This is a genomic window from Janthinobacterium sp. 78 (genome assembly GCF_003096775.1).
GTDB lineage: Bacteria > Pseudomonadota > Gammaproteobacteria > Burkholderiales > Burkholderiaceae_D > Janthinobacterium > Janthinobacterium tructae.
The window spans coordinates 2,672,624-2,695,220 of the sequence record NZ_QENT01000001.1 but is presented as its reverse complement, the minus strand read 5'-3'; the positions used below and the strand labels follow the sequence as shown (position 1 = coordinate 2,695,220).

18 protein-coding genes are annotated in these 22,597 nt (G+C 66.0%); 6 read left to right on the top strand and 12 right to left on the bottom strand.

The annotated features are described in order from the left end of the window. Nucleotides 1-84: 84 nt before the first annotated feature. Nucleotides 85-5,574 (top strand): CHAT domain-containing protein, encoded by a 5,490-nt coding sequence (locus tag C8C92_RS27935; RefSeq protein WP_116744050.1) that lies wholly within the window; start codon nt 85-87, stop codon nt 5,572-5,574. Here the strand turns inward: C8C92_RS27935 and C8C92_RS12075 are convergent. From C8C92_RS12075 to C8C92_RS27455, 6 genes are all read right to left on the bottom strand, one after another. Next, complete coding sequence (locus C8C92_RS12075) at nt 5,507-6,268, bottom strand: GNAT family N-acyltransferase (RefSeq protein ID WP_071077956.1); 762 nt, start codon at nt 6,266-6,268, stop codon at nt 5,507-5,509. The two genes, C8C92_RS27935 and C8C92_RS12075, sit on opposite strands and share 68 nt — an antisense overlap. Before the next feature lie 153 nt (nt 6,269-6,421). Further along, a complete protein-coding gene (gene fdhD / locus C8C92_RS12070; protein WP_116744049.1) occupies nt 6,422-7,249 on the bottom strand; it encodes a formate dehydrogenase accessory sulfurtransferase FdhD in 828 nt (275 codons plus the stop codon). A 75-nt stretch (nt 7,250-7,324) separates the two neighbouring features. Further along, a complete protein-coding gene (locus C8C92_RS12065) occupies nt 7,325-8,011 on the bottom strand; it encodes a hypothetical protein (RefSeq protein WP_116744048.1) in 687 nt (228 codons plus the stop codon). A gap of 93 nt (nt 8,012-8,104) precedes the next feature. After that, nucleotides 8,105-9,562 (bottom strand): Ppx/GppA phosphatase family protein, encoded by a 1,458-nt coding sequence (locus C8C92_RS12060; protein WP_099759685.1) that lies wholly within the window; start codon nt 9,560-9,562, stop codon nt 8,105-8,107. A 163-nt stretch (nt 9,563-9,725) separates the two neighbouring features. Beyond that, the gene (locus C8C92_RS12055) at nt 9,726-10,808 is read right to left on the bottom strand and encodes an ionic transporter y4hA (protein ID WP_099759686.1); all 1,083 of its coding nucleotides are present in this window, start codon (nt 10,806-10,808) and stop codon (nt 9,726-9,728) included. A gap of 88 nt (nt 10,809-10,896) precedes the next feature. Further along, nucleotides 10,897-11,073, bottom strand: a complete 177-nt coding sequence (locus C8C92_RS27455; RefSeq protein ID WP_165829386.1) for a hypothetical protein — start codon at nt 11,071-11,073, stop codon at nt 10,897-10,899. Between C8C92_RS27455 and C8C92_RS12050 the strand changes: the two genes are divergently transcribed. Next, complete coding sequence (locus C8C92_RS12050; RefSeq protein WP_116744047.1) at nt 11,072-11,377, top strand: hypothetical protein; 306 nt, start codon at nt 11,072-11,074, stop codon at nt 11,375-11,377. The genes C8C92_RS27455 and C8C92_RS12050 overlap by 2 nt on opposite strands. A gap of 6 nt (nt 11,378-11,383) precedes the next feature. Here the strand turns inward: C8C92_RS12050 and C8C92_RS12045 are convergent, their stop codons facing one another. Further along, nucleotides 11,384-12,535, bottom strand: coding sequence for a GGDEF domain-containing protein (locus C8C92_RS12045; RefSeq protein ID WP_116744046.1), 1,152 nt, complete (start codon nt 12,533-12,535; stop codon nt 11,384-11,386). Nucleotides 12,536-12,572: 37 nt separating this feature from the next. Next, nucleotides 12,573-12,848 (bottom strand): hypothetical protein, encoded by a 276-nt coding sequence (locus tag C8C92_RS12040; protein ID WP_099764178.1) that lies wholly within the window; start codon nt 12,846-12,848, stop codon nt 12,573-12,575. 160 nt (nt 12,849-13,008) lie between these two features. On the opposite strand from C8C92_RS12040, the gene C8C92_RS12035 reads away from it, so the two are divergent. Both C8C92_RS12035 and C8C92_RS12030 read left to right on the top strand, forming a co-directional pair. After that, nucleotides 13,009-13,779 (top strand): transferase spermidine synthase, encoded by a 771-nt coding sequence (locus tag C8C92_RS12035; RefSeq protein WP_099759688.1) that lies wholly within the window; start codon nt 13,009-13,011, stop codon nt 13,777-13,779. 154 nt (nt 13,780-13,933) lie between these two features. Further along, nucleotides 13,934-16,819 (top strand): EAL domain-containing protein, encoded by a 2,886-nt coding sequence (locus tag C8C92_RS12030; RefSeq protein ID WP_116744045.1) that lies wholly within the window; start codon nt 13,934-13,936, stop codon nt 16,817-16,819. Between the two features lie 16 nt (nt 16,820-16,835). On the opposite strand, the gene C8C92_RS12025 is transcribed toward C8C92_RS12030, so the two are convergent. Together C8C92_RS12025 and C8C92_RS12020 are read right to left on the bottom strand one after the other, a co-directional pair. Next, complete coding sequence (locus tag C8C92_RS12025; protein WP_116744044.1) at nt 16,836-17,717, bottom strand: LysR family transcriptional regulator; 882 nt, start codon at nt 17,715-17,717, stop codon at nt 16,836-16,838. A 69-nt stretch (nt 17,718-17,786) separates the two neighbouring features. Continuing rightward, the gene (locus C8C92_RS12020) at nt 17,787-18,404 is read right to left on the bottom strand and encodes a hemolysin III family protein (protein WP_099759691.1); all 618 of its coding nucleotides are present in this window, start codon (nt 18,402-18,404) and stop codon (nt 17,787-17,789) included. A gap of 161 nt (nt 18,405-18,565) precedes the next feature. Here C8C92_RS12020 and C8C92_RS12015 point away from each other — a divergent pair, with 161 nt between their 5' ends. After that, on the top strand, nt 18,566-18,916 hold the full coding sequence (locus C8C92_RS12015) for a transposase (protein ID WP_099759988.1): 351 nt from the start codon (nt 18,566-18,568) through the stop codon (nt 18,914-18,916). Between the two features lie 17 nt (nt 18,917-18,933). After that, nucleotides 18,934-19,818: an IS3 family transposase gene (locus tag C8C92_RS12010; protein WP_243420400.1), complete on the top strand. Its 885-nt coding sequence runs from the start codon at nt 18,934-18,936 to the stop codon at nt 19,816-19,818. Nucleotides 19,819-19,875: 57 nt separating this feature from the next. On the opposite strand, the gene C8C92_RS12005 is transcribed toward C8C92_RS12010, so the two are convergent. Next, complete coding sequence (locus C8C92_RS12005) at nt 19,876-21,351, bottom strand: NYN domain-containing protein (RefSeq protein WP_116744043.1); 1,476 nt, start codon at nt 21,349-21,351, stop codon at nt 19,876-19,878. 113 nt (nt 21,352-21,464) lie between these two features. Next, nucleotides 21,465-22,595: a CocE/NonD family hydrolase gene (locus tag C8C92_RS12000; protein WP_243420181.1), complete on the bottom strand. Its 1,131-nt coding sequence runs from the start codon at nt 22,593-22,595 to the stop codon at nt 21,465-21,467. Nucleotides 22,596-22,597: the final 2 nt, after the last annotated feature.

Here is a 22,597-nt window from a genome sequence, read left to right as displayed (position 1 = left end):
CATTTCCACTCAAACTTGATCTGACACAACACGCATAGTCTCCGCAGGCATCAAGGTCAGCTTTTAACCAGTGATCCCAACCGCATGTCCAGCGACCCTCTTGCGCCGCCCGTGCTGCGCCTGACGCTCACGCGCGATCCCCTCGCCAACGCCGGCGACTGCCCCGCCGCGCCCGGCTGGCATGCCGAAACCCACGTGCTGTCAGGCGCGCGCGGCATCGGCAGTTGCCGCACGGCACTCGATATCGGTCCGGCCGACGTGGTGCAACTGCTGCTGTGCGACGGCAGTTCGCTGCTGGCGAGCAGCCTGGACCTGCCACGCTACCTGGGGCCGGCCACGGCGGCACGCGACGGCGCGCCCGCCAGCATCGAGGTGGGGCTGGCCTTGCGCCCGCAGGCGGCGCGCCTGCCGCCCGGCGCCAGCCGCGATGGCCTGGGCGCCTGGATGCTGCGGGCCGTGCGCGTGTACCGCTGCGGCGCCGCCGCCATGACGGCGCTGGCGGCGGCGGGCGCCTTCCAGGACCGCCAGCTGGAGCAGCGCCTGGGCCTGTACCGCTGCGGCATCGAAGCGGGCAGCATGACAGCCGTCGCCAGCGTGCCCGCCGGGCCGGAACCGGTGCTGCTGCTGTTGCATGGCACGGCCTCGTCGACCCAGCGCAGCTTTGGCGGCCTGTGGCGCAATGGCCTGGCGCCGCAGTTGGCGGCGCAATACGGCAACCGCATCTACGGCTACGAGCACCGCAGCCTCAGCGACAGCCCCATCGAGAACGCGCTGGCCCTCGTGCGCCAGTTGCCGCACGGTGCCGTGCTGCACCTGCTGGCCCATTCGCGCGGCGGCCTGGTGGGCGAATTGCTGGCGCGCGCGCAGCGCATCGACAGCCGCGGCGCCGTCGACCTGGCTGGCGACGGCTTGGAACGGCTGAGCGAAAACACGGTGGGCGGCGAAGCGTTCAACAGCCACGATATCGACCACTTCACGGCGCAGGCACGGCTGGGCGCACGCGCCGGCCACGAAGCGGATGCGGCGCGCCTGCGCGCACTGGGCGAGGAGTTGAAGACGCGCGCCATCCGCATCACCCGCTTCGTGCGCGTGGCCTGCCCGGCACGCGGCACCACCTTGATGTCGGGCCGGCTCGACCGCTGGGCCAGCGTGATGTGCAACCTTCTGCCGCAGGACGATGTGCCCGATGGCGGCATGGCCTTCCTGCTGGCAGTGGTGCAGCAGCGCTGCGACGCGCGCATCCTGCCGGGCCTGGAAGCGATGATGCCCGACTCGCCCCTGGTGGCGCTGCTCAACGCGCCCGACGTGCGCGTGGCCAGCCCGCTGCACGTGCTGGCCGGCGCGTGCAGCGGCGAAGGCTTGCTGGGCTGGCTGGGCGACTGCCTCGGCGACCAGCTGTACGGCGGCCAGAACGATCTGGTGGTCAATTGCGCCTCGATGGCCGGCGGCGCCACGCGCAGCACGCCGGTGCGGCAACTGCTGCTGCGCGGGCCGCAGACGCACCACCTGAACTACTTCGAGCGCGCAGCGTCCGGCATGGCGGCAGTGCAGGCGCTGACGGGCGACGACAGCGCCTACCAGCCGCTGGCCGGCATCGAGCACGGCGCGCTGGGACGCGGCGGGGAAGTGCCGAAGCGGCGCACGCACGCCCCCATCGTGCTGCTGCTGCCCGATATCATGGGCAGCCATCTGCAAGTGGGCAGCAACCGCATCTGGTTCGACCCCGTCAACCTGGTCGAAGGGCGCATCGAGCGCCTGGCCGTGGGCCAGCCGCACATCGTCAGCGCCGGCTGGATCGAGTCGTGCTACGAGCCGTTGGCCCGCTTTCTCGCGCAAAGCCAGGAAGTGCGGCCCTTTACGTATGACTGGCGTTTGTCGCTGCAGCACTCCGGCAACGCCTTCCTGCCCGTGCTGGACGAGGCCATGCACGACGCCGAACAGCGCGGACAACCGTTGCGCATCGTTGCCCACGGTATGGGCGGGCTGGTGGCGCGCCTGGCATTGAAGGACCGCTGGCAGCGCTTCGGCGCCCTGCCCGGCAGCCGCCTGCTGCAGGTGGGCACGGCCAACCGGGGCACGCAAGCGATGGTGCAAGTACTGCTGGGACGCGATCCGCTGGTGCGGATGCTGGCCTGCTGGATCGGCTGGAAGCACACGCGGCGCCAGTTTCTCGGCTTCGTGCGCGCCTTTCCCGGCGTGCTGGAGATGCTGCCGTGGCCGCAGCCGCAGGTGGCCGGCAGCATCGATTATTTCGATGCCGACGCCTGGGTGCAACTGGCCGCCGGCGACGCGCAAGCGGGCCTGCCCGACGGCTGGCAAGCGCCCGAGGCGCCAGCGCTGGCGGCGGCGCGCGCCACCGTGGCCCTGCTGGAGGCCGCCCCGCCCGATGCCCGCCATTGCAGCTACCTGGCCGGCTGCGCCGACACGCCGGTGGCGCTGCGCCTGCGCGACGGCGGCATCGAGACGGCCTGGTCGCCGGACGGCGATGGCCGCACGGCCTGGCAAGGCGCGGTGCCGGACGGCGTGGAAGCGTGCTACCTGCCGCTGGCGCATGGCGACCTGCTGCTGCAAAAAGAAACCTACCCGGCCATCGCGCAACTGCTCGACAGCGGCCAGGGCGCGGGCCTGTCCCGGCGCCCGCCGCACGCGCCTGGCGGCGCCCCACCGCGCTTCCGCGCGTACGCTCCCGCTGCGCGGCCGCTGTACCCGCAGCCGCAGGAACTGCTCGACGCAGCCCTCGGCGCCGCCGGCCCCGCCAGCGCGGCCGAGAGCCGCGCGCCGCAGCTGAGCCTATCCGTCATCCACGGCAGCATGGCCTCGGCCGACGCGCCCGTCATGAGCGGCTGCTACGCCTACGAGTCGCTGCGCGGCAGCATGAGTTTTCTCGACCGCCTGCTGGCCGGCAAGCTGCAGGAAATCCACGCGCTGGGGCGCTTCCCGCAGCGTCCCGACTCTGCCCTGGTGGTGCTGCAGCCCGATGCGGCGCGCCGGCCCGGCGGCGCCATCGTCATCGGCCTGGGCGCGCTGGGCGAACTGACGCCTGGCGAACTGGCACGCGCCTTTGCCGGCGGCCTGCTCGAATACGCGTGCGTCTGTCTGCAGGTGCGCGCAGCCGGCCATGCGGTTGCGCCGCCAATGGGCGCACACGGCTTGCGCGTGGCCAGCCTGTTGTCCGGTTCCGGCTATGGCGGCTTGAGCATCGCCCTGTGCGCGCGGGCCCTGATCGACGGCGTGCGCAGCGCCAACCGGCGCCTGGAAGACGCTGGCATGGCGTGCCGCATCGGCCACATCGCCATCTATGAACAGTCCGAGGCGCGCGCCATCGCCGCCGCCGTGGCCATCGAGCAGATCATGGCCGAAGCGCGCTACCAGGGCAGCTTCACGTTCGAGCGGCGCATCCGCCACAGCCCGGGCGGCTACCGGCGCATCTTGCCCAGCCTGAGCGGCGACAATGGCTGGCGCCGCGTGCAGATCGTCGCCGCGGACCTCTCCGGCGCCCTGCGCTTCACCGTGCTGACGGACCGCGCCCACAACAGCGTCGACGAGGAGCCGAACCAGCGCCAGGCCGTCGATGGCCTGATCATGGACGCCACCGACAACACCACCGACCAGCCGGGCCTGTCGCGCGCGCTGTACGAACTGATGCTGCCGAATGGGCTGAAGGCGGCCATCCCCGAGATGCGCGGCCTGATCCTGGCCGTCGACCAGAGTGCCGCCATCTACCCGTGGGAGCTGATGCGCGACGAGGCGGGCAGCGAGGAAAGCCCGCTGTCGACGCGCATCGGCATGGTGCGCCAGCTGGCCAGCCTGCGCGAACAGCCGCCCGCCACCAGCCCGCCCAGCAACAGCGTGCTGGTGATCGGCGACACCGATTCCGGCCTGCCCGAGCTGCCCGCCGCGCAAGCCGAGGCGCAGGACGTGGCGCGCATGTTCGGCGCGTACGGCTACCAGGTGCGCGAGCTGCTGCGCCCGCAGGCGCAGCGCGTGCTGGTGCACCTGTTCGACGAGCGCTATTTCGCCATCCACCTGGCCGGCCACGGCGAAGTGGCCGGCCCCGGCATCGCCCATACGGGCCTGGTGCTGGGGCCGAAGACGCGCCTGACGGCGGCGCAGGTGAGCAAGCTGAAACGCGTGCCGCAATTCGTCTTCATCAATTGCTGCCACCTGGGCGACATGCGCCCGGACGCCATCGCGCCGTGGTCGAAACTGGCCGCCAGCCTGGCCACGGCCTTCATTGAAATGGGCTCGCAGGCGGTGATCGCGGCCGGCTGGCGCATCGACGACCAGGCGGCCAGCATCTTCGCGCACAGCTTTTATCACGCCATGCTGAGCGGCGAATACTTCGGCGACGCCGTGCGCCTGGCGCGCGAGGCGGCGTATCTGCAGTTCCCGGCCTCGAACACCTGGGGCGCCTACCAGGCATATGGCGACGACCGCTACCGCTTTCCGAATACCCAGAGCCGGCCCTGGCAGGCGCCCGACTACCACTACCACGGCCACCTGCTGGCCGACCTGGAAACCCTGCATGCACGCCTGGCGGGTGCCGATGCGGCGCGCCGCGCCGCCATCGAGGAAAAGCTGGCCAGCATCGAGCAAGCCGTGCGCACGCGCTTCTTCGGCTGCGCCGACATCCGCGAAAACATGGCGGCCACGCGCGCCGGCCTGGGGGGACTGGAGAACACCCTGCGCGCCATCGAACACTACCGGGCGGCGCACAGCGCGGCCGACGGCAAGGTGGGCTTGCACGCGCTGGCGCACTGGGCGGAACTGGAGATACGCCAGGGCGCGGCCCTGTGTGGCCTCGATGCGGGCGCCGGCATCGAGGTGCCGGTGGTGCCGGATATGGCGCAGGGACGCCAGTTGCTAGAGGACGGAAAACAGCATATCGACCTGCTGGTGGCGCTGGCGCCCACGGCGCAGCGCCTGGCCCTGCTGGGACGCTACTGGGCCTTGCAGGCACGCCTGGCCTGCGCCGGGGGGAACTCCGGCGCGCCGGCGCTGCGCGCCATGAGCGATGCCTGCCTGGGGGCGCTGGAAGAAGCGCGGCGGCGCAGCGGCGTGGCCGACTGCGACCTGATTTTTCAGGTGCTGGCGGGTGCCCTGCTGTTGAAAGCCCATGGCGACAGCGACGCCTGGCGCGCACTCGATGCGCAACTGGGCGACTTGCTGCACGACGCCATCGCCCATGCGCGCCAGCGCCACGCGGACGAACACCGCGCCATCGATGCCGGCGCCCCCGTGCGCGCCGCCCTGCTGGCGGCCCTGTGGCAAGTGCCGGACGGCCAGCCCTTCGACGCGCCCGCGCGCGCCGCCTTCCTGGCCCTGTACCACGACGCCGTGCGGCGCCACGGCAGCATCGGCGAACCCGAAGCGATCATGCTGCCGCTGCGCTTCCTGCTCGACCTGCTGCCGCCCGACAGCGCGCAGACCGGCTTGCGCAGCGGCTTGCGCAGCGCCGTGCAGGCGCTGGCCAACCAGCTGCAGTCCTCACTCCCCGGCATTAGCCTTAGCCAGGCACCACGCCATAATGGCGCGCATAGCGCTCGTCCAGATTCGCCAGCGGCATCATCATGAACATGTCGGCGCTTTCGAAATCAGGGTCCCACGCCGGTTCGCCGCAAATCCAGGCGCCCGAACGCAGATAGCCCTTGATCAGCGGCGGCACTTGCGGCTTGTGCGCCGCTTCCACCTGGTGGATGGGAAAAGGCAGGTGCGGCGTGACGCGGTATTCGCTTGGGGCCATGTGCTTTTCCGCCAGCGCCTGGTACACGGCAACGGCGTTATGCCCGCCATCGGCCAGGCTGATGCTGGCGCAGCCGACCAGGTAGTCGCAGCGCTCGCGGCGCATGTACTCGGCCAGGCCGGACCACAGCAGCATGATCACGCTGCCGCCCCGGTATTTCGGATGGATGCAGGCGCGGCCCGCTTCGACCATGCGGCCGCGCAGGTTTTTCAGGCGGCTCAGGTCGAACTCATTTTCCGCATACAGCCGGCCGATCTTGGCCGCCTTGGCCGCGCTCAGCACGCGGTAGGTGCCCACCACTTTCAGGGTATCGGCATCGCGCACGATCAGATGATCGCAATGCGCGTCGAATTCATCGCTGTCGAGGCCATCGGCATTCGCCAGCGAGCTCAATCCCATGGTCTCGATAAACACCTTGTAACGCAAACGCTGGACTTCGCGCAATTCGGCTGCGGTAGTAGCCTGGCTCAGCACCAGTTGAACCGGCCGGGCCTTGGCTTCGTTTGATGCGACTATGTTTTGCATGGTTTCATCCCCTGTGATCAAGACGACTCCAGCGTACTTGTCTAATATGTCAGGGAAATGACAGCCGAATGTCATTTCCATGACGCAAGTCAATGTCAGGGGAAGAGCGTGCGCATTTACCACACTCGCCGGCGCCGTCAGTGAAAACGCCGCTTACAGCGTGATGCCGGGCGTATAGTCGACGAAAGCATCCTGGCGGCAAAAGCCCACCAGTTTCATGCGCGCCTGCGTGGCGATGGAAATGGCCAGCGAGCTGGGGGCGGAAATGGTCGCCAGCAGGGGAATTTGCATGCGCGCCGCCTTGCGCGCCAGCTCGTAGCTGCCGCGGCTGGACAGGAACACGAAGCCGCGCCGCATGTCGACAGCGTGCAGCGCGAGGTGGCCAATGAGCTTGTCGAGACCATTGTGTCGGCCGACATCCTCGAACACATGCACGATATCGCCGTCGGGCGTGCACCAGGCGGCCGCATGCACGCCGCCCGTTGCCTGCATCAGCACCTGGTGTTCGCGCAAGCCGCTCGACGCGCGCGCCAGCGCGGCCGGCAGGTCGACCTGGATCAGGGATGGCGGCAGCGCTTGCGGCTGCAAGTCGAGCATGTCGATGCTGTCGATGCCGCACACGCCGCAACCGGTGCGGCCCGTCAGTTGGCGGCGCCGGTCCTTCAGGCGCACGAAATCCTCCTGCGCGATGCTCAAGGACACTTCGGCGGAATCAGGGCGCAGGAACACTTCACAGTCGAAGATGGCGGCAGCCGTTGCCACCACGCCTTCCGTCAGCGCGAAGCCATACGCGAACGCTTCCAGGTCGCGCGGGGTGGCCATCATGACGACGTGGGAAATGCCATTGAAGACCAGCGCCACGGGAATTTCCTCGGCAACGTGGTCGATGGCATCGGTGGACTGGCCCGCGCGGTGGCGAACGATGGCACGCTCGACGAAGCCGGCGCGTTCAATACTGATTTCTTCTGACATGGCAACCATGGGGGAACTATCACAGGCCCCATGGTAAACCAGAATGGGCAAGCGAGGGGGCGCGCGCCCCCTCCGCTGGCGCCATCAATCCTTCTTCGGACGGCCCGTTTTCAACTGCGGCAAGCCGGCCAGCACGTTTTGCAGGGTCGCCAGGTCGATCTGGCTGATCAGCGCCACGCCGATGCGCAGCAATTCGCTTTTCTTGATCTCGAAACCGGCCTTCAGGCACGCTTTCTTGACCTGGCCCAGGACTTCATATTCCGCTTCCGGCATGGTGAAGCTGTCGCGCACCAGTTTCGGCTTGCGGGCTTTTTCCTTGACGGCGACGACCTTGGCGACAGGCGCTTTTTTCGCGGCAGCTGGCTTGGCGGCCGCTTTGGCTACCGGTTTGACGGCGGCTTTTGCTACCGGCTTGGCGACGGCCTTGGCGACTGGTTTCGCAGCAACCTTGGCGGCCGGCTTGGCAGCGGCTTTGGCGACTGGCTTGGCCACAGCTGGTTTGGCCACGACGGCCTTGGCCGCCGGTTTGGCGACGGGTGCCTTGGCTACCGCAGGCTTGGCGGCAACGGGCTTGACTGCCGCCGGCTTCGCAGCGGCGGCTTTGGCGGCCACTGGCTTGGCGGCGGCCTTGGCCACCGGTTTGGCTACCGGTTTCGCGGCAGGCTTGGCGGCCGGGGCGGCCTTGGCGGCTGCCGCATTGATCGAGGCGCTGGTGGGGAACATCGATACGGGCGCGCTGTCGGCTTTTTTCACTGGGACGGTTTTGGTCATGAATTTTCCAATCTAATAAATAATATAAACAATATATACTCTTTTTTTAAATCTTGCTTGCTGCACATCAAGCCATGCGCACGGCATGACCTCCTAGGCGCTGGCACGGATGGTGAAATCGACGCCGACCTCATCCCAGAATTCCTGCTCCTTCTCGATCCAGAACGACACGGTGGGATGGTGCGCCACCCAGCCGCGCTTGATGTCGAGCTCGATGCGGCTCTTCATGCGCAAGCGCAGTTCGCTGAAATCGGCTTCGATACGTGCATGCATGAGCAGAATCGACAGGCGCAGCGCCAGCACGGCCTTGGCGAAATCGGGGTCGGACAGCACTTCGCCGATCTTGCGCAAGTTGCCCTTCTGCGCCAGGATCAAGCGGCTCATGGTCTTCTGTTCGCGCGTGGTAAAACCGGGCAAGTCCGCGTTTTCCACGATGTAGGAGGCGTGCTTGTGGTAGCCCGTCTGCGACACGGCCAGGCCCACTTCGTGCAGCAGGCTGCTCCAGCGCAGGCATTTCACCAGGGCGTCTGAGGTGGGCTTGAGCTGCGCATACATGGCCAGCGCCTGCTCGGCCACCCGGCCGGCACGCTGCTGGTCGATATGGAATTTCTCCATGCAGCCCTGCACCGACTGTTCGCGGCGGTCGCGCTTGGTCGAGCGCAGGTACAAATCCCACATCACGCCCATGCGCAGGCCAGCCTCGATCGGCGTCATGACGGGAATGGCCAGTTCGCGGAACAGGCCGATCAAGATGGCCAGGCCGCCGACGATGGTGCTGGCGCGATCGGGGCGCAAGCCCGGCATGTCGATGCGGCTGGTGTGACCGAGTTCGATGAAGCGCCGTGCCAGCGCGTCGAGGCTGACACCAGACAGCAAGCCATCACCGAGCTTGTTGCGAACGATGATGTCGGCGATGGTGCGGATGGTGCCGGAAGAGCCGTAGGCCGTCTTCCAGTGCTGCGGGCGGTACGGCGGTGCCGCATCCTCGAAGTGGCTGCGCGCCGACAGGATGGCCGCCTCGAACGACGGCGCATCGATGCGCCCGCCGATGAAGAACGACAGGCTTTGTTTGACGGTGCCCAGGCTGAACGACTCGACGCGCTCGATATCGTTGCCGCGCCCCAGTATCAGTTCGGTCGAGCCGCCGCCGATATCCATCACCAGCCGGCGTTCGCCGGGAATGGCCAGCGCATTGGCCACGCCCATGTAGATCAAGCGCCCCTCTTCCTCGCCCGAGATGATCTCGATCGGGTAGCCGATGGCTTGCTCGGCCAGCGGCAGGAAGACGGCGCCGTTGCGCGCCACGCGCATGGCCGAGGTGGCCACCACGCGCACGGCATCGAGTTCGAAGCCCGCGAGGATGGCACGAAAGCGCTGCAGGCACGCCAGCGCCCCCTGCATGGCCGCCTCGGTCAGGTCGCCATTGGCGTCCAGGCCGGCGGCCAGGCGTATCGGGTCGCGCACGCTCTTGACCACGCGTATGGTGTCGCCATCATGCTTGCCGACGTGTAAACGAAAACTGTTGGACCCCAGGTCCACCGCTGCATACATACTGGCCTCTTGTCATGTCATTGCTGTGCCAACTGAAAAAGTTGGCAAAATCAGTTACTAAACTATATAAATCATTTAAACGATTTAAAAATCCTACCACACTACCCCCATCGTATGACAGCGGCGTGACAGGATTGTGACAAAACGGCAGCCGTGCGACGGCTTATGGGACGATGGTGGTGAACAGGTACACGGCGAAAATCACCAGGTGCACGGTGCCCTGCATGACCGTGGTGCGGCCCGTGCCCAGCGACAGGGTGGCCACCATCAGCGACAGCAGCAGCAGCACTGTGGATTTGATATCGAGTCCCAGGGTGATCGTCAGGCCCGTGGCCAGCGACACCACCACCACGGCGGGAATCGTCAGGCCGATGCTGGCCAGGGCGGAGCCGAGGGCCAGGTTCAAGCTCGTTTGCAGGCGGTTGGCACGCGCCGCGCGCACGGCGGCCAGGCCTTCGGGCAGCAGCACGATGGCGGCGATGACGATACCGACCAGGGTCTTTGGCGCACCCATGGCGGCAATCGCCGTCTCCAGCGCGGGCGCCAGCGACTTGGCCAGCAGCACCACGGCGCCCAGGCACACCAGCAGCGCGCCGGCGCTGACCCAGGCGACGGTGGGCGTGGGCGGCGCCGCATGCACCTCTTCGTCGCCGACGGCTTCCTTGGGCAGGAAGTAATCGCGGTGGCGCACCGTCTGCACCAGCACGAAAGTACCGTACAGGACCAGCGAGATGACGGCGATGAAAATGAGCTGGCTGGAGTTGTAATACGGGCCGGCGGCGCTGGAGGTGTAATTCGGCAGCACCAGCGTCAGGATGGCGATGGCCGCCAGGGTGGCCAGCGACGCGCTCACGCCCAGCAGGCCGAAGGTCTGCTCGCGGTGGCGCCCGGCGCCCAGCAGCAGGCAGATGCCGACGATGCCGTTCAAAATGATCATGATGGCGGCAAACACGGTGTCGCGCGCCAGCCCCGTCGTTTCCGGCCCGCCGGCCAGCATCAGCGAGACGATCAGCGCCACCTCGATCAGGGTCACGGCCAGCGCCAGCACCAGGGTGCCATACGGTTCGCCGATGCGGTGCGCCACCACTTCCGCGTGGTACACGGCGGCCAGCACGCTGCCGATCAGGCCAGCCACCAGCAGGATCTGATAGTAGCCGCCGACATTGAAGGTGGAACCGAACAGGAACAGCCAGCCGGCAAGGGGGGCGGCAAGCGGCCATACAGGCAGAGATTTGAGCATTTTCATTATGGGCCTGGCAAGAGTAAAAAAGGGGAACTGCGGTGCGGACGACAAGAGGGGCCGAGCGTGCACCCCACAGCATAACTTGCCTAGCTTAAATGAAAGTTAGAGAATGCACATGTTCGGCGTGCCGGCGGCCAGCATGGCCTGCCTGGTAACATGCCGTTGCAATTTTCTTGTCTTGTTGCTTGCTGCCGCCGTCATACTGCAGGGTACGCCTTACCGGCAACGACCAGGGACAGACCTTGATTTCAATAAACAACACGGCCATGCGCACCTTCTTCTTCGCCGGCAGCCTGCTGTGCGCCGCCGCACACGCGGACACGCCGCCAGCGCAGGTTGACGCGAACTGGGCCACCCCGCCTGCGCCTGCCGCTGAGTCAAAGTGGCAAGACAGCCTGCCGCCCGCGCCACCGGTGGCGCCGCGCGAAGAAAAGATCCTGCCCAAAAGCGAATGGCTCACCGTCGAGCCGATGAAGGCGCCTGACCGGCGCTGCGATCCCGGCCTCGACGCCCTGTTCCTGAGCAAGGAATGCGGCAAGGAACCCAGCTGGCTGGGCTCGCGCAAAAAGTAAGCCGATTTACATCTCCAGGGTGCTGGCGCCTTGCGCTTCCACCACCCTGTTGCGGCCGGCCTGCTTGGCCGCCTGCAGCGCCTCGTCGGCCCGCTTGAACAGGCTGACGGTGCTGTCCTCGGCGCGGATGGTGGTCACGCCCAGGCTGGCCGTCAGCTGCAGCACGGCGCGTTCCGTCTTGACCGGCAGCACTTCGACGGCGGCGCGGATACGCTCGGCCACCATCAGCGCATCGGCCAAGGTCGTGCGCGGCAGCTGGATGGCAAATTCGGCGCCGCCCAGGCGACCCATCAGGTCGCTGTCGCGCAATTGCTGGCGGCACGTGTCGACGATGGTTTTCAGCACCGCATCGCCCACCGGATGGCCATAGCTGTCGTTGACGCGCTTGAAATGGTCGATATTGAGCACCACCAGGGCCGTCGGCAAGCCGGGCCGGCGCGCCAGCGCCATCCACGGCACCAGCGCCTGGTAAAAGCCGCGCCGGTTCGGCACGCCCGTGGCCGCATCGTGCACCTCCAGGCGCGCCAGTTCGCCGCCCAGTTTTTCACGCGACAGCAGCAGGTAGCCGAAGGCGTTCGTCAGCATCATCAGGTACAGGGCGCCAAAACCGGCCAGCTGCAGCAGCTCGGCGTCGACATCCGGCACGGCGGCGGCGAGCACGCCACGCGCGGCGATCAGCAGCGACAGCAGGCCCATGCTGACGACGAGGAAGCGGCGCAGCATGCTCGCCTCGCGCCATTTGAGGCACAGCGCGGCTACGCCGGCGAGGAAAAAGCCGGCCACGATCAGCGAGCCGCCGGCACTGCGCAGCAGCGGCGCCATATTAAACAGGTAGCAGGCGGCAAACAGCGCCACCGACAAGCCCAGCGCCGGCAATACATAGCGGCGCCAGCCGCTGCGCCCGGCCGCCTGCCACAGCGCGCCCGCGTCCAGCGCCATGCCGGCAAACAGCAGACTGTTGCCCAGCAAGATGGACAGCATATCGGGCAAGACGCCGCGGAAATACAGCAAACACCAGGCCACGGCCTGGCACTGCTTGGCTACCGCCCAGGTGGACAGGCTGAGCGACTTCTTGCGCTCATACTCGAAGAAGAACAGGGCCGCGCACAGGCTCAGGTTGCCGAGCGCCAGGGCCAGTACCAGAGTCTTGATATCCATGGGCTACGTTATCGATGCGCAGGCGCGGCGCGCCAGGTCAGATTTCGTGTTCGACATTCGTGCTGCCGTCGCCGACCTTGCTGGCCCACGCCTGCACGAAATACTGCTTTTCCACATCACTGGGCGCCTCATGCCAGAACACGATGAGGGTGCCCTTGTGGTCATGGATCTGCGCCACTTTTTCAATGAATCCGAAGTTGGCGGCCACGTCGGCCAGCGCCGCCGCATAACCATATACGCGCGTCAGCCGCTCGATGCGGTCAGGCTCGGTAAAACTGTTCGTCGCGGTAATGATGGGGTGATCCAAAAACATGCTTGTCTCCATGGTGCCCGACTGCGCGGCCGTGCCGCCGCGCGTCATATGCATATACGCATGCTCGGCGCGGATTAATCGGGTATGCTCACGGGAAGCTTATCAGATTTCTCTGAATGCAACAAAGCATCTTCCCCAGTCCACTCAGCGAAGTCGTCCTATGCCGGATCTCAAATTACCTGCCCTGCGCGCGCCCCAGGTGCATACCTGTGGCGACCGGCGCCGCCTGGAATTCCAGCCAGGCATGATCCAGAGCGAAATGCTGCTGTCGCGCCCCGACCATCTGCTGCTGCGCTATGCGCGCGCCATGATGTGCTTCACCCTGTTCGTGCCGCGTCCCAAGCACATCCTGATGGTGGGACTGGGCGGTGGCTCGCTGCTGAAATTCTGCCACCGCCACCTGCCCGAGACGCGCATCACGGTGCTGGAACTGCGCGCCGACGTGATCGCCCTGCGCGAGCAGTTCATGCTGCCGCCCGATGACGCGCGCCTGCGCATCATCGAAACGGACGCCGTCAGCTATATCCGCCAGCATCCGGGCTGCGCCGACGTGCTGCTGCTCGACGGCTACGACGAAACGGGTCTGCCGCCGGCACTGGGCAGCGCGCGCTTCTATGCGGACTGCCTGCGCACCCTGCTGCCCGGCGGCGTGCTGGTAGCCAACCTGTTCAGTTATGACGAGCACTACCCTGCCATGCTGGCGCGCCTGATGCTCACCTTCCGCGGCGCCGTGTGCCACTTCGACGGCATCGCTGGCAACAACCGCATCGTCTTTGCCGCCAGGCCAGACAAGCTCGGGGCGGGCCGTGCCCTGCGCGTCGTGCGCCTGGTGCGCTGGCGGCGCGCGTGCGGCCTGGGTTTCCTGAACCGCTGGCTGCCCGCATGGCAGTTGTGGCGCGTGCGCCGGCGGGCAGGCGCGGGCAGCGGCTGAACGTCGTCTTTCCCGGCCATGGATCTTGTTGCTTAATAGCAGTAATTTGGTGCAAAATCAGCATGATGGATGTGGTTTATGACACACTATGGCCTGCGCGGGGCCGGCAGGCGCCGCCGAATCCAGGTATCCATGAAGTGAGATAGGAAAAAACATGCTGCGTCGTCGCCTGCCATTGTCGATTTCTGCCGCGGCCGCGCTGACCCTTGCCTGCGGCGCCAGCATCACCGGCGTGCTGTTCGCCGCCATCAGCCAGCTCGAATACGACAAAATGAGCCTGAGTCTGCAGCAGCGCGCCGGCGCGCGCGTGGCCGCCATCGAGCAGGGACTCGACGACGCGGTCGAGGTGCTGACCACGACCAACCAGCTGTTTGCCGCCGTCGTGCCGGTCACGCGCGAGCAGTTCCACGACTTCACCACGCCGCTGCTGCAGCGCCACCCGTTCATCCAGGCCTTCAATTTCCACCGCATCGTGCCGCATGCGCAGCGCGCGGCATTCGAGGCCGAGCTGCGGCGCATCGTGCCCGATTACGCCATGACGGAAATGCGCGATGGCGTCGTCTTGCCCGCGACAACGCGCGCCAGCTACCTGGTGGTGGATTATCTCGAACCGCTGCAGGGCAACCGCCCCGCCTTCGGCCTGAACGTGCGCCCTGACGGCTTGCTGGCCGGCGCGCTGGAACAGGCCATCCTCAGCGGCCAGACTACCGCCACCGGCCTGCTGGCCCTGGCGCAGGGTCCGCAGCAGGGTTTCGTTATCCTGCGCCCCGTGTACCGCCATGGCGTGCCCCTGCAGACGGTGCCGCAGCGGCGCGCGGCGCTGATCGGCGATACGGCGGCCATCGTCCGGGCCGGCGAACTGGTGCAGAAAATCCTCGCCGGCGCCGACCTGCTGGGCGACCCGCAGCTTGAACTGAGCGTCTACGCCGATGCGAAAGCCGACCCGCGCCACTTGATCTTCCGGCATGGCCAGGCGCCTGCCGCCGAAGCGGGCGACGCCTGGGAGTCGCTGCCACGCTGGCTGCGATTTGCCTATCACAGCCATTATGACCGGGGTTTTGCCTCCGCCGGCCGGCCCTGGCATGTGCGCGTGGTGGCCCATCCGCGCCCCTTCCTGGCCGACCATCTGGGCTCATTGTTCACCCTGATCACGGGTTTGCTGTTCAGCGTGCTGACGGCCGCCTTCGTGCAATCGCTGACGCAGCGCTCGCGCCGCGTGCAGTTGCTGGTGGAACAGCGCACGGCCGACCTCAAGCGCAGCAATGAACTGCTCAGCGCCGACGTGCGGGCGCGCCAGCGCACGGAACGCGCCCTGCAGGAAAGCGAAAAGCGCTTCCGCCGCCTGCTGGCCCTGTCCTCGGACTGGTACTGGGAACAGGATGCCAACTTCTGCTTCACCCACATCACCGGCGGCTTTACGGACAAGTCGAACATGCCGCTGGAACGCTTCATCGGCATGACGCGCTGGGACAACAACCCGGAGATGCGCAATTCGCGCTGGGGCAAGCAGCATATCGCCAACCTGGAAGCGCACCTGCCCTTTTCCAACCTCGAATATGCGATGAAAGACCGCGATGGCCAGCTGCGCTGGTTCAGCATCAATGGCGAACCGCTGTTCAACGAGCTGGGCGAATTTCACGGCTACCGGGGCACAGGGTCCGAAATCACGGAGCGCAAGCTGGCCGAGCAGCAAATCCAGCACATCGCCCACCACGACGTGCTGACGGGCTTGCCCAACCGCGCCCTGCTGCGCGACCGCCTGGCGCAGGCCATGGCCCTGTCGCGCCGAAAGAACCGGGCCCTGTGGGTGCTGTTGATCGACCTCGACCGTTTCAAGTTCGTCAACGACAGCCTGGGCCACAAGGCCGGCGACCAGCTGCTGAAAACCATCGCCACGCGCCTGCAGGCCAGCCTGCGCGAAAGCGATACGGTGGCGCGCCTGTCGGGCGACGAATTCGTCGCCATCCTGTGCGAACAGGCCGACGAAGTGCTCAGCGGCGCCATCGTGCAGCGCGTGATGGATGCCGTGGCGCAGCCGGTACTACTCGACGGCAAGGAATTTTTCGTCACCTGCAGCATCGGCGTGGCCGTCTACGACATGTCGCGCTACGACGCCCCCGGCGACGTGACCTTGCATGGCGAGACGCAGAACCTGATCGAGCAGGCCGACATCGCCATGTACTGCGCCAAGAAACAGGGCCGCAACAACATCAAGTTCTACACGACGGCCATGAACCAGGCCACGCTGGAGCGCCTGCGCATCGAGACGGCGCTGCGCAACGCGCTCGAACGCGAGCAGTTCGTGCTGCATTACCAGCCGCAGGTGGACCTGGCCAGCGGACGCATCGTCGGCGTGGAAGCGCTGCTGCGCTGGCAGCACCCGGAACTGGGCATGGTGGCGCCGCAGCGCTTCATCGCGCTGGCAGAAGATACAGGCCTGATCGTGCCGATCGGCGCCTGGGTCATGCGCGAAGCGTGCACGCAGGTGAAACGCTGGCATGCGGCGGGACTGGACACGCTGCGCCTGGCCGTGAACCTGTCGGCGCGCCAGTTCAACGAGCCGAACCTGGTCGCCTCGATCGCCAACGTGCTGCTGGAAACGGGCCTGCCGCCCGCCAGTCTGGAACTGGAGCTGACGGAGAGCCTGTTCATGCACGACGTGGCGCTGGCCGTCAGCCAGTTGCACGACATGAAGGCGCTGGGGGTGCAACTGTCGATCGACGACTTCGGCACCGGCTATTCCAGCTTCGCCTACCTGCGCACCTTCCCCATCGACGTGCTGAAGATCGACCGCAGTTTCGTCGGCGACGTGGCGCGCGACGCGGACGACGCGGCCATCGTCGTCTCCATCATCGCTCTGGCGCACAACCTGAAGCTGCGCGTGGTGGCCGAAGGCGTGGAAACGGCGGAACAGCTGGACTACCTGCGCCAGCACGGCTGCGACGAGGCACAGGGCTATTACTTCAGCCATCCGCTGCCGGCGCACGAGGTGGAAACCTTGCTGCGGGCGGCCATCCATGACACCGGCGCCCTGGCCTGAGCGTACGGCGCGGGCCTTACAGCTTCTGCTGCAGGAATTCGAGGAAGCAGCTGATGCGCTGCGCCAGCTGCGTATTGCGGTAATACACGGCGTGGATCTGCTGGCGGTAGCCCGTGTAGAACGGTTGCAGCACCTGCACCAGGCGGCCGGCCGCGATGTCGTCCTTCGTCATGAAGTCGGACAGGCAGACGATGCCCTGGTCATGCAGCGCCAGCTGGCGCAGGGTTTCGCCGCTGGAAGCGGCCAGCGCAGGCACGATCTGCAGGCTGTTGCCGGCAGCGTGGCGCAGCGGCCAGTTGTTGCCCAGGTCGTACTGGGCAAAGCCCAGCAGCGCATGGCCGGACAGCGCTTCCGGCGTGGCGGGTTCGCCGTGGCGCGCCAAGTAGGCGGGCGTGGCCAGCACGTGCAGGGGACTGGCGCTGAGCGGGCGCGCATGCAGGGTCGAGTCGACCAGGGAGCCGATGCGGATGGCGATGTCGGTACGGTGCTCGAGCAGGTCGGCGATCTGGTCGTTGCTGGTCAGCTCCAGGCGGATGTCCGGGTACATGGCGCGAAACTCGGCCACGTGGGGCACCACGCAATGGAGCATGAAGGGCGAGGCGGCATCCACGGACAGGCGCCCGGCCGGCTTCTGGCGGCGGATGCGGATCGATTCCTCCACATCTTCCATCGAGGCGAGGATGGCGCGCGCCTTGTCCAGGAACAGCTGCCCCTCTTCCGTCAGCTCCATGCGCCGCGTGGTGCGCGTCAGCAGCGAGGTGGCCAGCTTGTCTTCCAGGCGCGACAGCGCGCGGCTGACGCCCGAGGTGGTTTGCCCCAGGTGCACGGCGGCCGCGCTCAGGGTGCCGCTGTCGATGACGGTGACGAAGATTTTCAGGTCGTCCGAGTTGATATCCATTCTTGCCCTTGTTTCACAGATCGCGCCATTATAATGGAATGACGGCAACAGTGAGGGCGGGCGGCTACGTCAGGCAACGTAGAACAAAATGGCGATAAAATGACAGCTACTGCCGGCCAGCACGAACAGATGCCAGATGCCGTGACCATGGCGCAGCTTGTGGTCGGTGGCGTAGAAAGCGATACCGCCCGTGTAGCACAGCCCGCCTGCCACCAGCCACAGGAAACCGTTCCACTCGAGCGCCGCCAGCAGCGGCTTGATGCCGATGACGACCAGCCAGCCCATGGCCACGTAAATCACCAGCGACAGGATGCGCGCGCCTTTCGCGTACACATATTCCTGCACGATGCCAAACAGCGCCAGGCCCCAGACGACGCCGAACAGCGACCAGCCCCACGGCCCGCGCAGGGTCACCAGCATGAAGGGCGTGTAGGTTCCCGCGATGAGCAGATAGATGGCGCAGTGGTCGAGCCGCTGCAGTATGGCCTTGGCCTTGCCGCGCACGCTGTGATACAGGGTGGACGTGAGGTACAAGGTCAGCAGCATGGCCGCATACACGCTGCAGCTGACGATTTTCCAGGGGTCGCCCGTGCGGGCCGCCGCGACGATCAGGATGACGCCGCCGATAGCCGCCAGCGCGGCGCCCACCGTATGGGAAATGCTGTTGAACCGTTCACCGTGGTACATGCTTGACCGCCCGCTTCGTTAAAAACAGGCTCATCGTACACGCTTGCGAGAATGGCGGAGCGACTTCAACCCAATAGAAAGGCTGGGGTCGGACTGAGCTAGCCCGGATTTGATGGAGGGTCACTAATTTGAGAAAATAGTGACATCCAAAGGAATCCATCATGACCAAGAAGCCATCGCTTGCCGTATCAGACGCTGTTCCCGCTACGCAAGTGCGGCGGGAACGCACCGTTTTCTCCAGGCAGTTCAAACTCACTGCTGTAGAGCGCATGCAGGAACCTGGCTGCAGCCCGGCCGCCTTGGCGCTGGAACTGGGCATCCGCCGCAATCAGCTGTACAAGTGGGCTGCCGCGCTCAAGCAAGCTGGCGAACTGCCGGCGCCGAAAGTGGTAACGCCTGTCTCGACCACGGATCTGGCCAAAGAGAATGTCCGTTTAAAGCGTGCACTGCAGGCTTCGCTGGAGGAGAACGCCATCTTAAAAAAGCTCGATGCGTACTTAACGCGGCGTTAAAGCACAAGTACGCTTTCATTACCGCGCACCAAGCCGAGTTTCGGCTCGCCGCGATGTGCCGGGTACTGCAGGTCAGTCCCAGCAGTTATTATGCGGCCGCGAAACGGTTGCCCAGCTTGCATGACACTGTCGATCTGGCGCTGCGCGAGGACATCAAGCGCCTCCATGCAGAACATCGCTGTGCGCCGGGCGCGGTCAAGACCTGGCGGCTGTTGCATGCGCAGGGAATCATCTGCGGCAAGCACCGCGTGGCACGCCTGCGCAAGCTCGATGGCATTACGTCGATGCGCCGGCAGCGCTTTCGTGTCATGCAGACACATCAACACACCGAGCCTCCAGCGCCTGATTTGTTGCAACGGAAGTTCAATGTTGCCGCGCCCAATACGGCCTGGGTGGGCGATATCACGTCGATACGTACGCGTGAAGGATGGCTGCATCTGGCCATCGTGCTCGACCTGTTTGCACGCCGGGTGGTGGGATGGTCGATGGATACGTCGCAGCCTGCCATGCTACCCATCGCGGCCTTGAGGATGGCCATTGCGCAGCGCAAGCCGCCTGCCAATCTGATCTGTCATACCGATCAGGGCAGTGTGTACGGATCGGCGGCCTATCGCAGCGTGCTGCAGGAGCATCAGTTGCGGCCCAGCATGAGCCGGCGTGGTAACTGCCACGATAACGCCGTGGCCGAGAGCTTCTTCTCGCAGCTGAAAAACGAAATCACGCACAATACGACGTATGCCACACGCGAAGAGGCCAAGGCTGCTATCGTCGATTACATCGAGGTGTATTACAATCGGATGCGCTTGCATCAAAGCTTGAAATACCGCACCCCAATCGAGGTTGAGGTGCATTACGCATCGATTAAAAATCCCCCGCACCGCGAGGGAGTGACTCTCCATTAAAACCGGGACACCTCAGACCCTGAGGGTCCGACCCCGGTTCTTGCTTTGGGGTTTCAATCAAGCTTCTTCCGCCTTCTTGCGGGCCGGACGGCGTGCCGGTGTCTTGCGCGGCGCCTTGGCCGGCTTGTCTTCAACGACCGGAGCCACTTCGACCGGAGCAGGCTCGATGACTTCGACTACCGCCTCAACCGCCTTCTTGGCCGGTTTTTTCGCCGCTGCAGTCTTGCGTGCCGGCGTGCGCGGCTTGGCCTTCGGCTTCGCTTCCACGACGGCTTCCACTACCGGCTCAGGCACAGGCTCAGGCATGGTTTCCACCACCGGCGCCACCTCGACGGCGACAACTTCGGCGCGCGCTTCACGCCCGCCATCGCCATTCTTGCGGCCGCCACGGCCATTGCGGCGCGAACCGCGCTTGGCGCTGCCTTCCTCGGCCACCGCTTCGGCCACCTCGTGCAGCACTTCCGGCTGCGGCGCCGGCGCATACTGCTCGATGACGTCCGATTCGGCCTCGGCCACCGGCACGAAGGCCTGTGGCGCTTCACTACGGCGTTGCTCGTTCTGCTTGCGACCGCCACGGCCATTGCGGCGCGAATCGCGGCGGCTGCCGCCTTCGCGGCTGTTGCCCTCTTCCGCCGTCGCGCCGGTCTCGCCACTGGCGATGGTCTCGCTGGCGCCATCGGCGTTCACGGCAGCCGGTACGGCCACCAGGCCGCTGCTACGGTAGACATACGCGCCCGATTTCTCGTCGCGGCCAAATTCCAGCAAGCCGCGCGTCTGCGCTTCTTCCAGCAGGTTGCCGAAGGTGCGGAAACCGTAATACGATTCACTGAAGTCCGGCTTGCGGCGTTTGATCGCTTCTTTCAGCATCGACGCCCAGATCTTGCCGCTGTCGCCCCGTTCGGACACCAGCGCGTCGAACGTTTCGACGGCCATCTCGATCGCTTCCGTCTTGCGCGACTCGTATTTTTCCTTGCGGCGCACTTCTTCGTCGGGCGAGCGCTTGACAGCGGCAGCCGGGCTTTCGCGCGCGTCGCGCTTGGCGGCCGTGCGGCGGCTCTCGCGCACCAGGTCATCGTAGAAAATGAATTCGTCGCAGTTCGCTACCAGCAGGTCGGAGGTCGACTGCTTGACGCCCACGCCGATCACCTGCTTGGCGTTTTCGCGCAGTTTCGACACCAGCGGCGAAAAATCGGAATCGCCGCTGATGATGACGAAGGTGTTCACGTGGGCCTTGGTGTAGCACAGGTCCAGTGCGTCGACCACCAGGCGGATGTCGGCCGAATTCTTGCCGGACTGGCGCACGTGGGGAATTTCGATCAGCTCGAAGTTCGCTTCGTGCATGGTGCCCTTGAAACTTTTATAACGGTCCCAGTCGCAATATGCCTTCTTGACAACGATGCTGCCCTTGAGCAGCAAGCGTTCGAGGATGGGCTTGATATCGAATTTTTCGTAATTTGCATCTCGCACGCCGAGCGCGACGTTCTCGAAGTCGCAAAACACGGCCATGCTGAGGTTTTCTGGGGATGACGCCATAAGGATGAATTCTCGCTGGATAATAAGGGCGGACGGGAAGCGCAACGCCTCCCTTTTCGCCTAGTATATTCGCCCATCCCCCGTTTCGGCGACAACTATCGTGCGCGGTGCACCTATTGCGCACCGCCGACGGCGCTGGCGACTGGCCAAACCACGCTTTCATCGACCGAATACAACTGGCACGGCAGGCTGCTGCGGCGCTGGCACGAAGCGAGTGCGCGCACATCGGGACTTTCGCCCTCCTCGGCCCAGCCCCAGGCGCCGCTGGCCGACAGGGCAAAGGCGCGCGGCGCGGTTTTCTCGAGAAAGACGCGGTAGGCGGCGCGGCCCTGCTCTGCCAGATACGGCACGGCGGCGATATCGTCCTGCGGCGCGAAATGCGTGGCGGGTGGCGACGGCGCATCGGCCACGCGGTAGACCTGGCGCACCGGCATGCCGATTCTCTGCAGGAAGCGCTCCGTGGCGGGCAGCCACACGGCAACGCCGTCACGGCTGCCCAGGGTCAGGTGGGCATCGCGCTTGAACGGGCCATACGCGACCAGTTCCGCCTGCCCGCCGGAACCAGTGAAAGAGCGGAACAGGCGCTGCGCCAGCGCCGGCGAAAAATACGAGTCGTTCGCGCCATACAGCCACAGGCTGGGGATGTGATTGTAGGCGCCGAAGGTGGCGAAAGTCTTGGCCAGCGCCCCTTGCCAGTCGCAGCCGGGCATGTCGACGCGCAGGCCGCCGGAAAAATTGAGCACGCCGCGCACGCCGGGCAGTACCCGCGTGGCCAGCGCCAGCGCCGCCATGCCGCCATACGACTGGCCCGCGACGACGATGCGCTGCGGATCGACCCAGCTCTGGCGGCGCGCATACGCCAGCGCAGCCAGCATGTCGCGTGCCTGGCCCTGGGCATTGCCCAGCATGTCGCAGCCGAAATCGCGGTAGGCGCCCGTGGAGCGCGCAAAGCCGGCGCGCATGGGCAGCATCACCGCATAGCCGCGGCGCACGAATTCGGTGGCCATATAGATGAAGCGCTCGCGCTGCTGCAGCCGGGCCGGGCCGGCCTGCTTGCCGTGATTCATCAACAGCAAGGGAAACGGACCGGGGCCGGCGGGACGGAACACCGTCGTCTCCAGCGCCTCGCGCAAGCCGTCGCCGGCCGGCAGCATGATCACCTGCTCGTGCAGGCGCGCATCGAGCGGCAACTGCGAGGGAACAAGCTGGGCTTTCAGGGGCGCACAAGGAAAACTGAGTAGCAAAG

Bases quoted from the DNA above. Each gene is read 5' to 3' on its own strand.
- C8C92_RS27935 (WP_116744050.1), top strand. From the start codon at position 85: ATGTCCAGCGACCCTCTTGCGCCGCCCGTGCTGCGCCTGACGCTCACG.
- C8C92_RS12075 (WP_071077956.1), bottom strand. From the start codon at position 6,268: ATGCAAAACATAGTCGCATCAAACGAAGCCAAGGCCCGGCCGGTTCAA.
- fdhD (WP_116744049.1), bottom strand. From the start codon at position 7,249: ATGGTTGCCATGTCAGAAGAAATCAGTATTGAACGCGCCGGCTTCGTC.
- C8C92_RS12065 (WP_116744048.1), bottom strand. From the start codon at position 8,011: ATGACCAAAACCGTCCCAGTGAAAAAAGCCGACAGCGCGCCCGTATCG.
- C8C92_RS12060 (WP_099759685.1), bottom strand. From the start codon at position 9,562: ATGTATGCAGCGGTGGACCTGGGGTCCAACAGTTTTCGTTTACACGTC.
- C8C92_RS12055 (WP_099759686.1), bottom strand. From the start codon at position 10,808: ATGAAAATGCTCAAATCTCTGCCTGTATGGCCGCTTGCCGCCCCCCTT.
- C8C92_RS12050 (WP_116744047.1), top strand. From the start codon at position 11,072: ATGCGCACCTTCTTCTTCGCCGGCAGCCTGCTGTGCGCCGCCGCACAC.
- C8C92_RS27455 (WP_165829386.1), bottom strand. From the start codon at position 11,073: ATGGCCGTGTTGTTTATTGAAATCAAGGTCTGTCCCTGGTCGTTGCCG.
- C8C92_RS12045 (WP_116744046.1), bottom strand. From the start codon at position 12,535: ATGGATATCAAGACTCTGGTACTGGCCCTGGCGCTCGGCAACCTGAGC.
- C8C92_RS12040 (WP_099764178.1), bottom strand. From the start codon at position 12,848: ATGTTTTTGGATCACCCCATCATTACCGCGACGAACAGTTTTACCGAG.
- C8C92_RS12035 (WP_099759688.1), top strand. From the start codon at position 13,009: ATGCCGGATCTCAAATTACCTGCCCTGCGCGCGCCCCAGGTGCATACC.
- C8C92_RS12030 (WP_116744045.1), top strand. From the start codon at position 13,934: ATGCTGCGTCGTCGCCTGCCATTGTCGATTTCTGCCGCGGCCGCGCTG.
- C8C92_RS12025 (WP_116744044.1), bottom strand. From the start codon at position 17,717: ATGGATATCAACTCGGACGACCTGAAAATCTTCGTCACCGTCATCGAC.
- C8C92_RS12020 (WP_099759691.1), bottom strand. From the start codon at position 18,404: ATGTACCACGGTGAACGGTTCAACAGCATTTCCCATACGGTGGGCGCC.
- C8C92_RS12015 (WP_099759988.1), top strand. From the start codon at position 18,566: ATGACCAAGAAGCCATCGCTTGCCGTATCAGACGCTGTTCCCGCTACG.
- C8C92_RS12005 (WP_116744043.1), bottom strand. From the start codon at position 21,351: ATGGCGTCATCCCCAGAAAACCTCAGCATGGCCGTGTTTTGCGACTTC.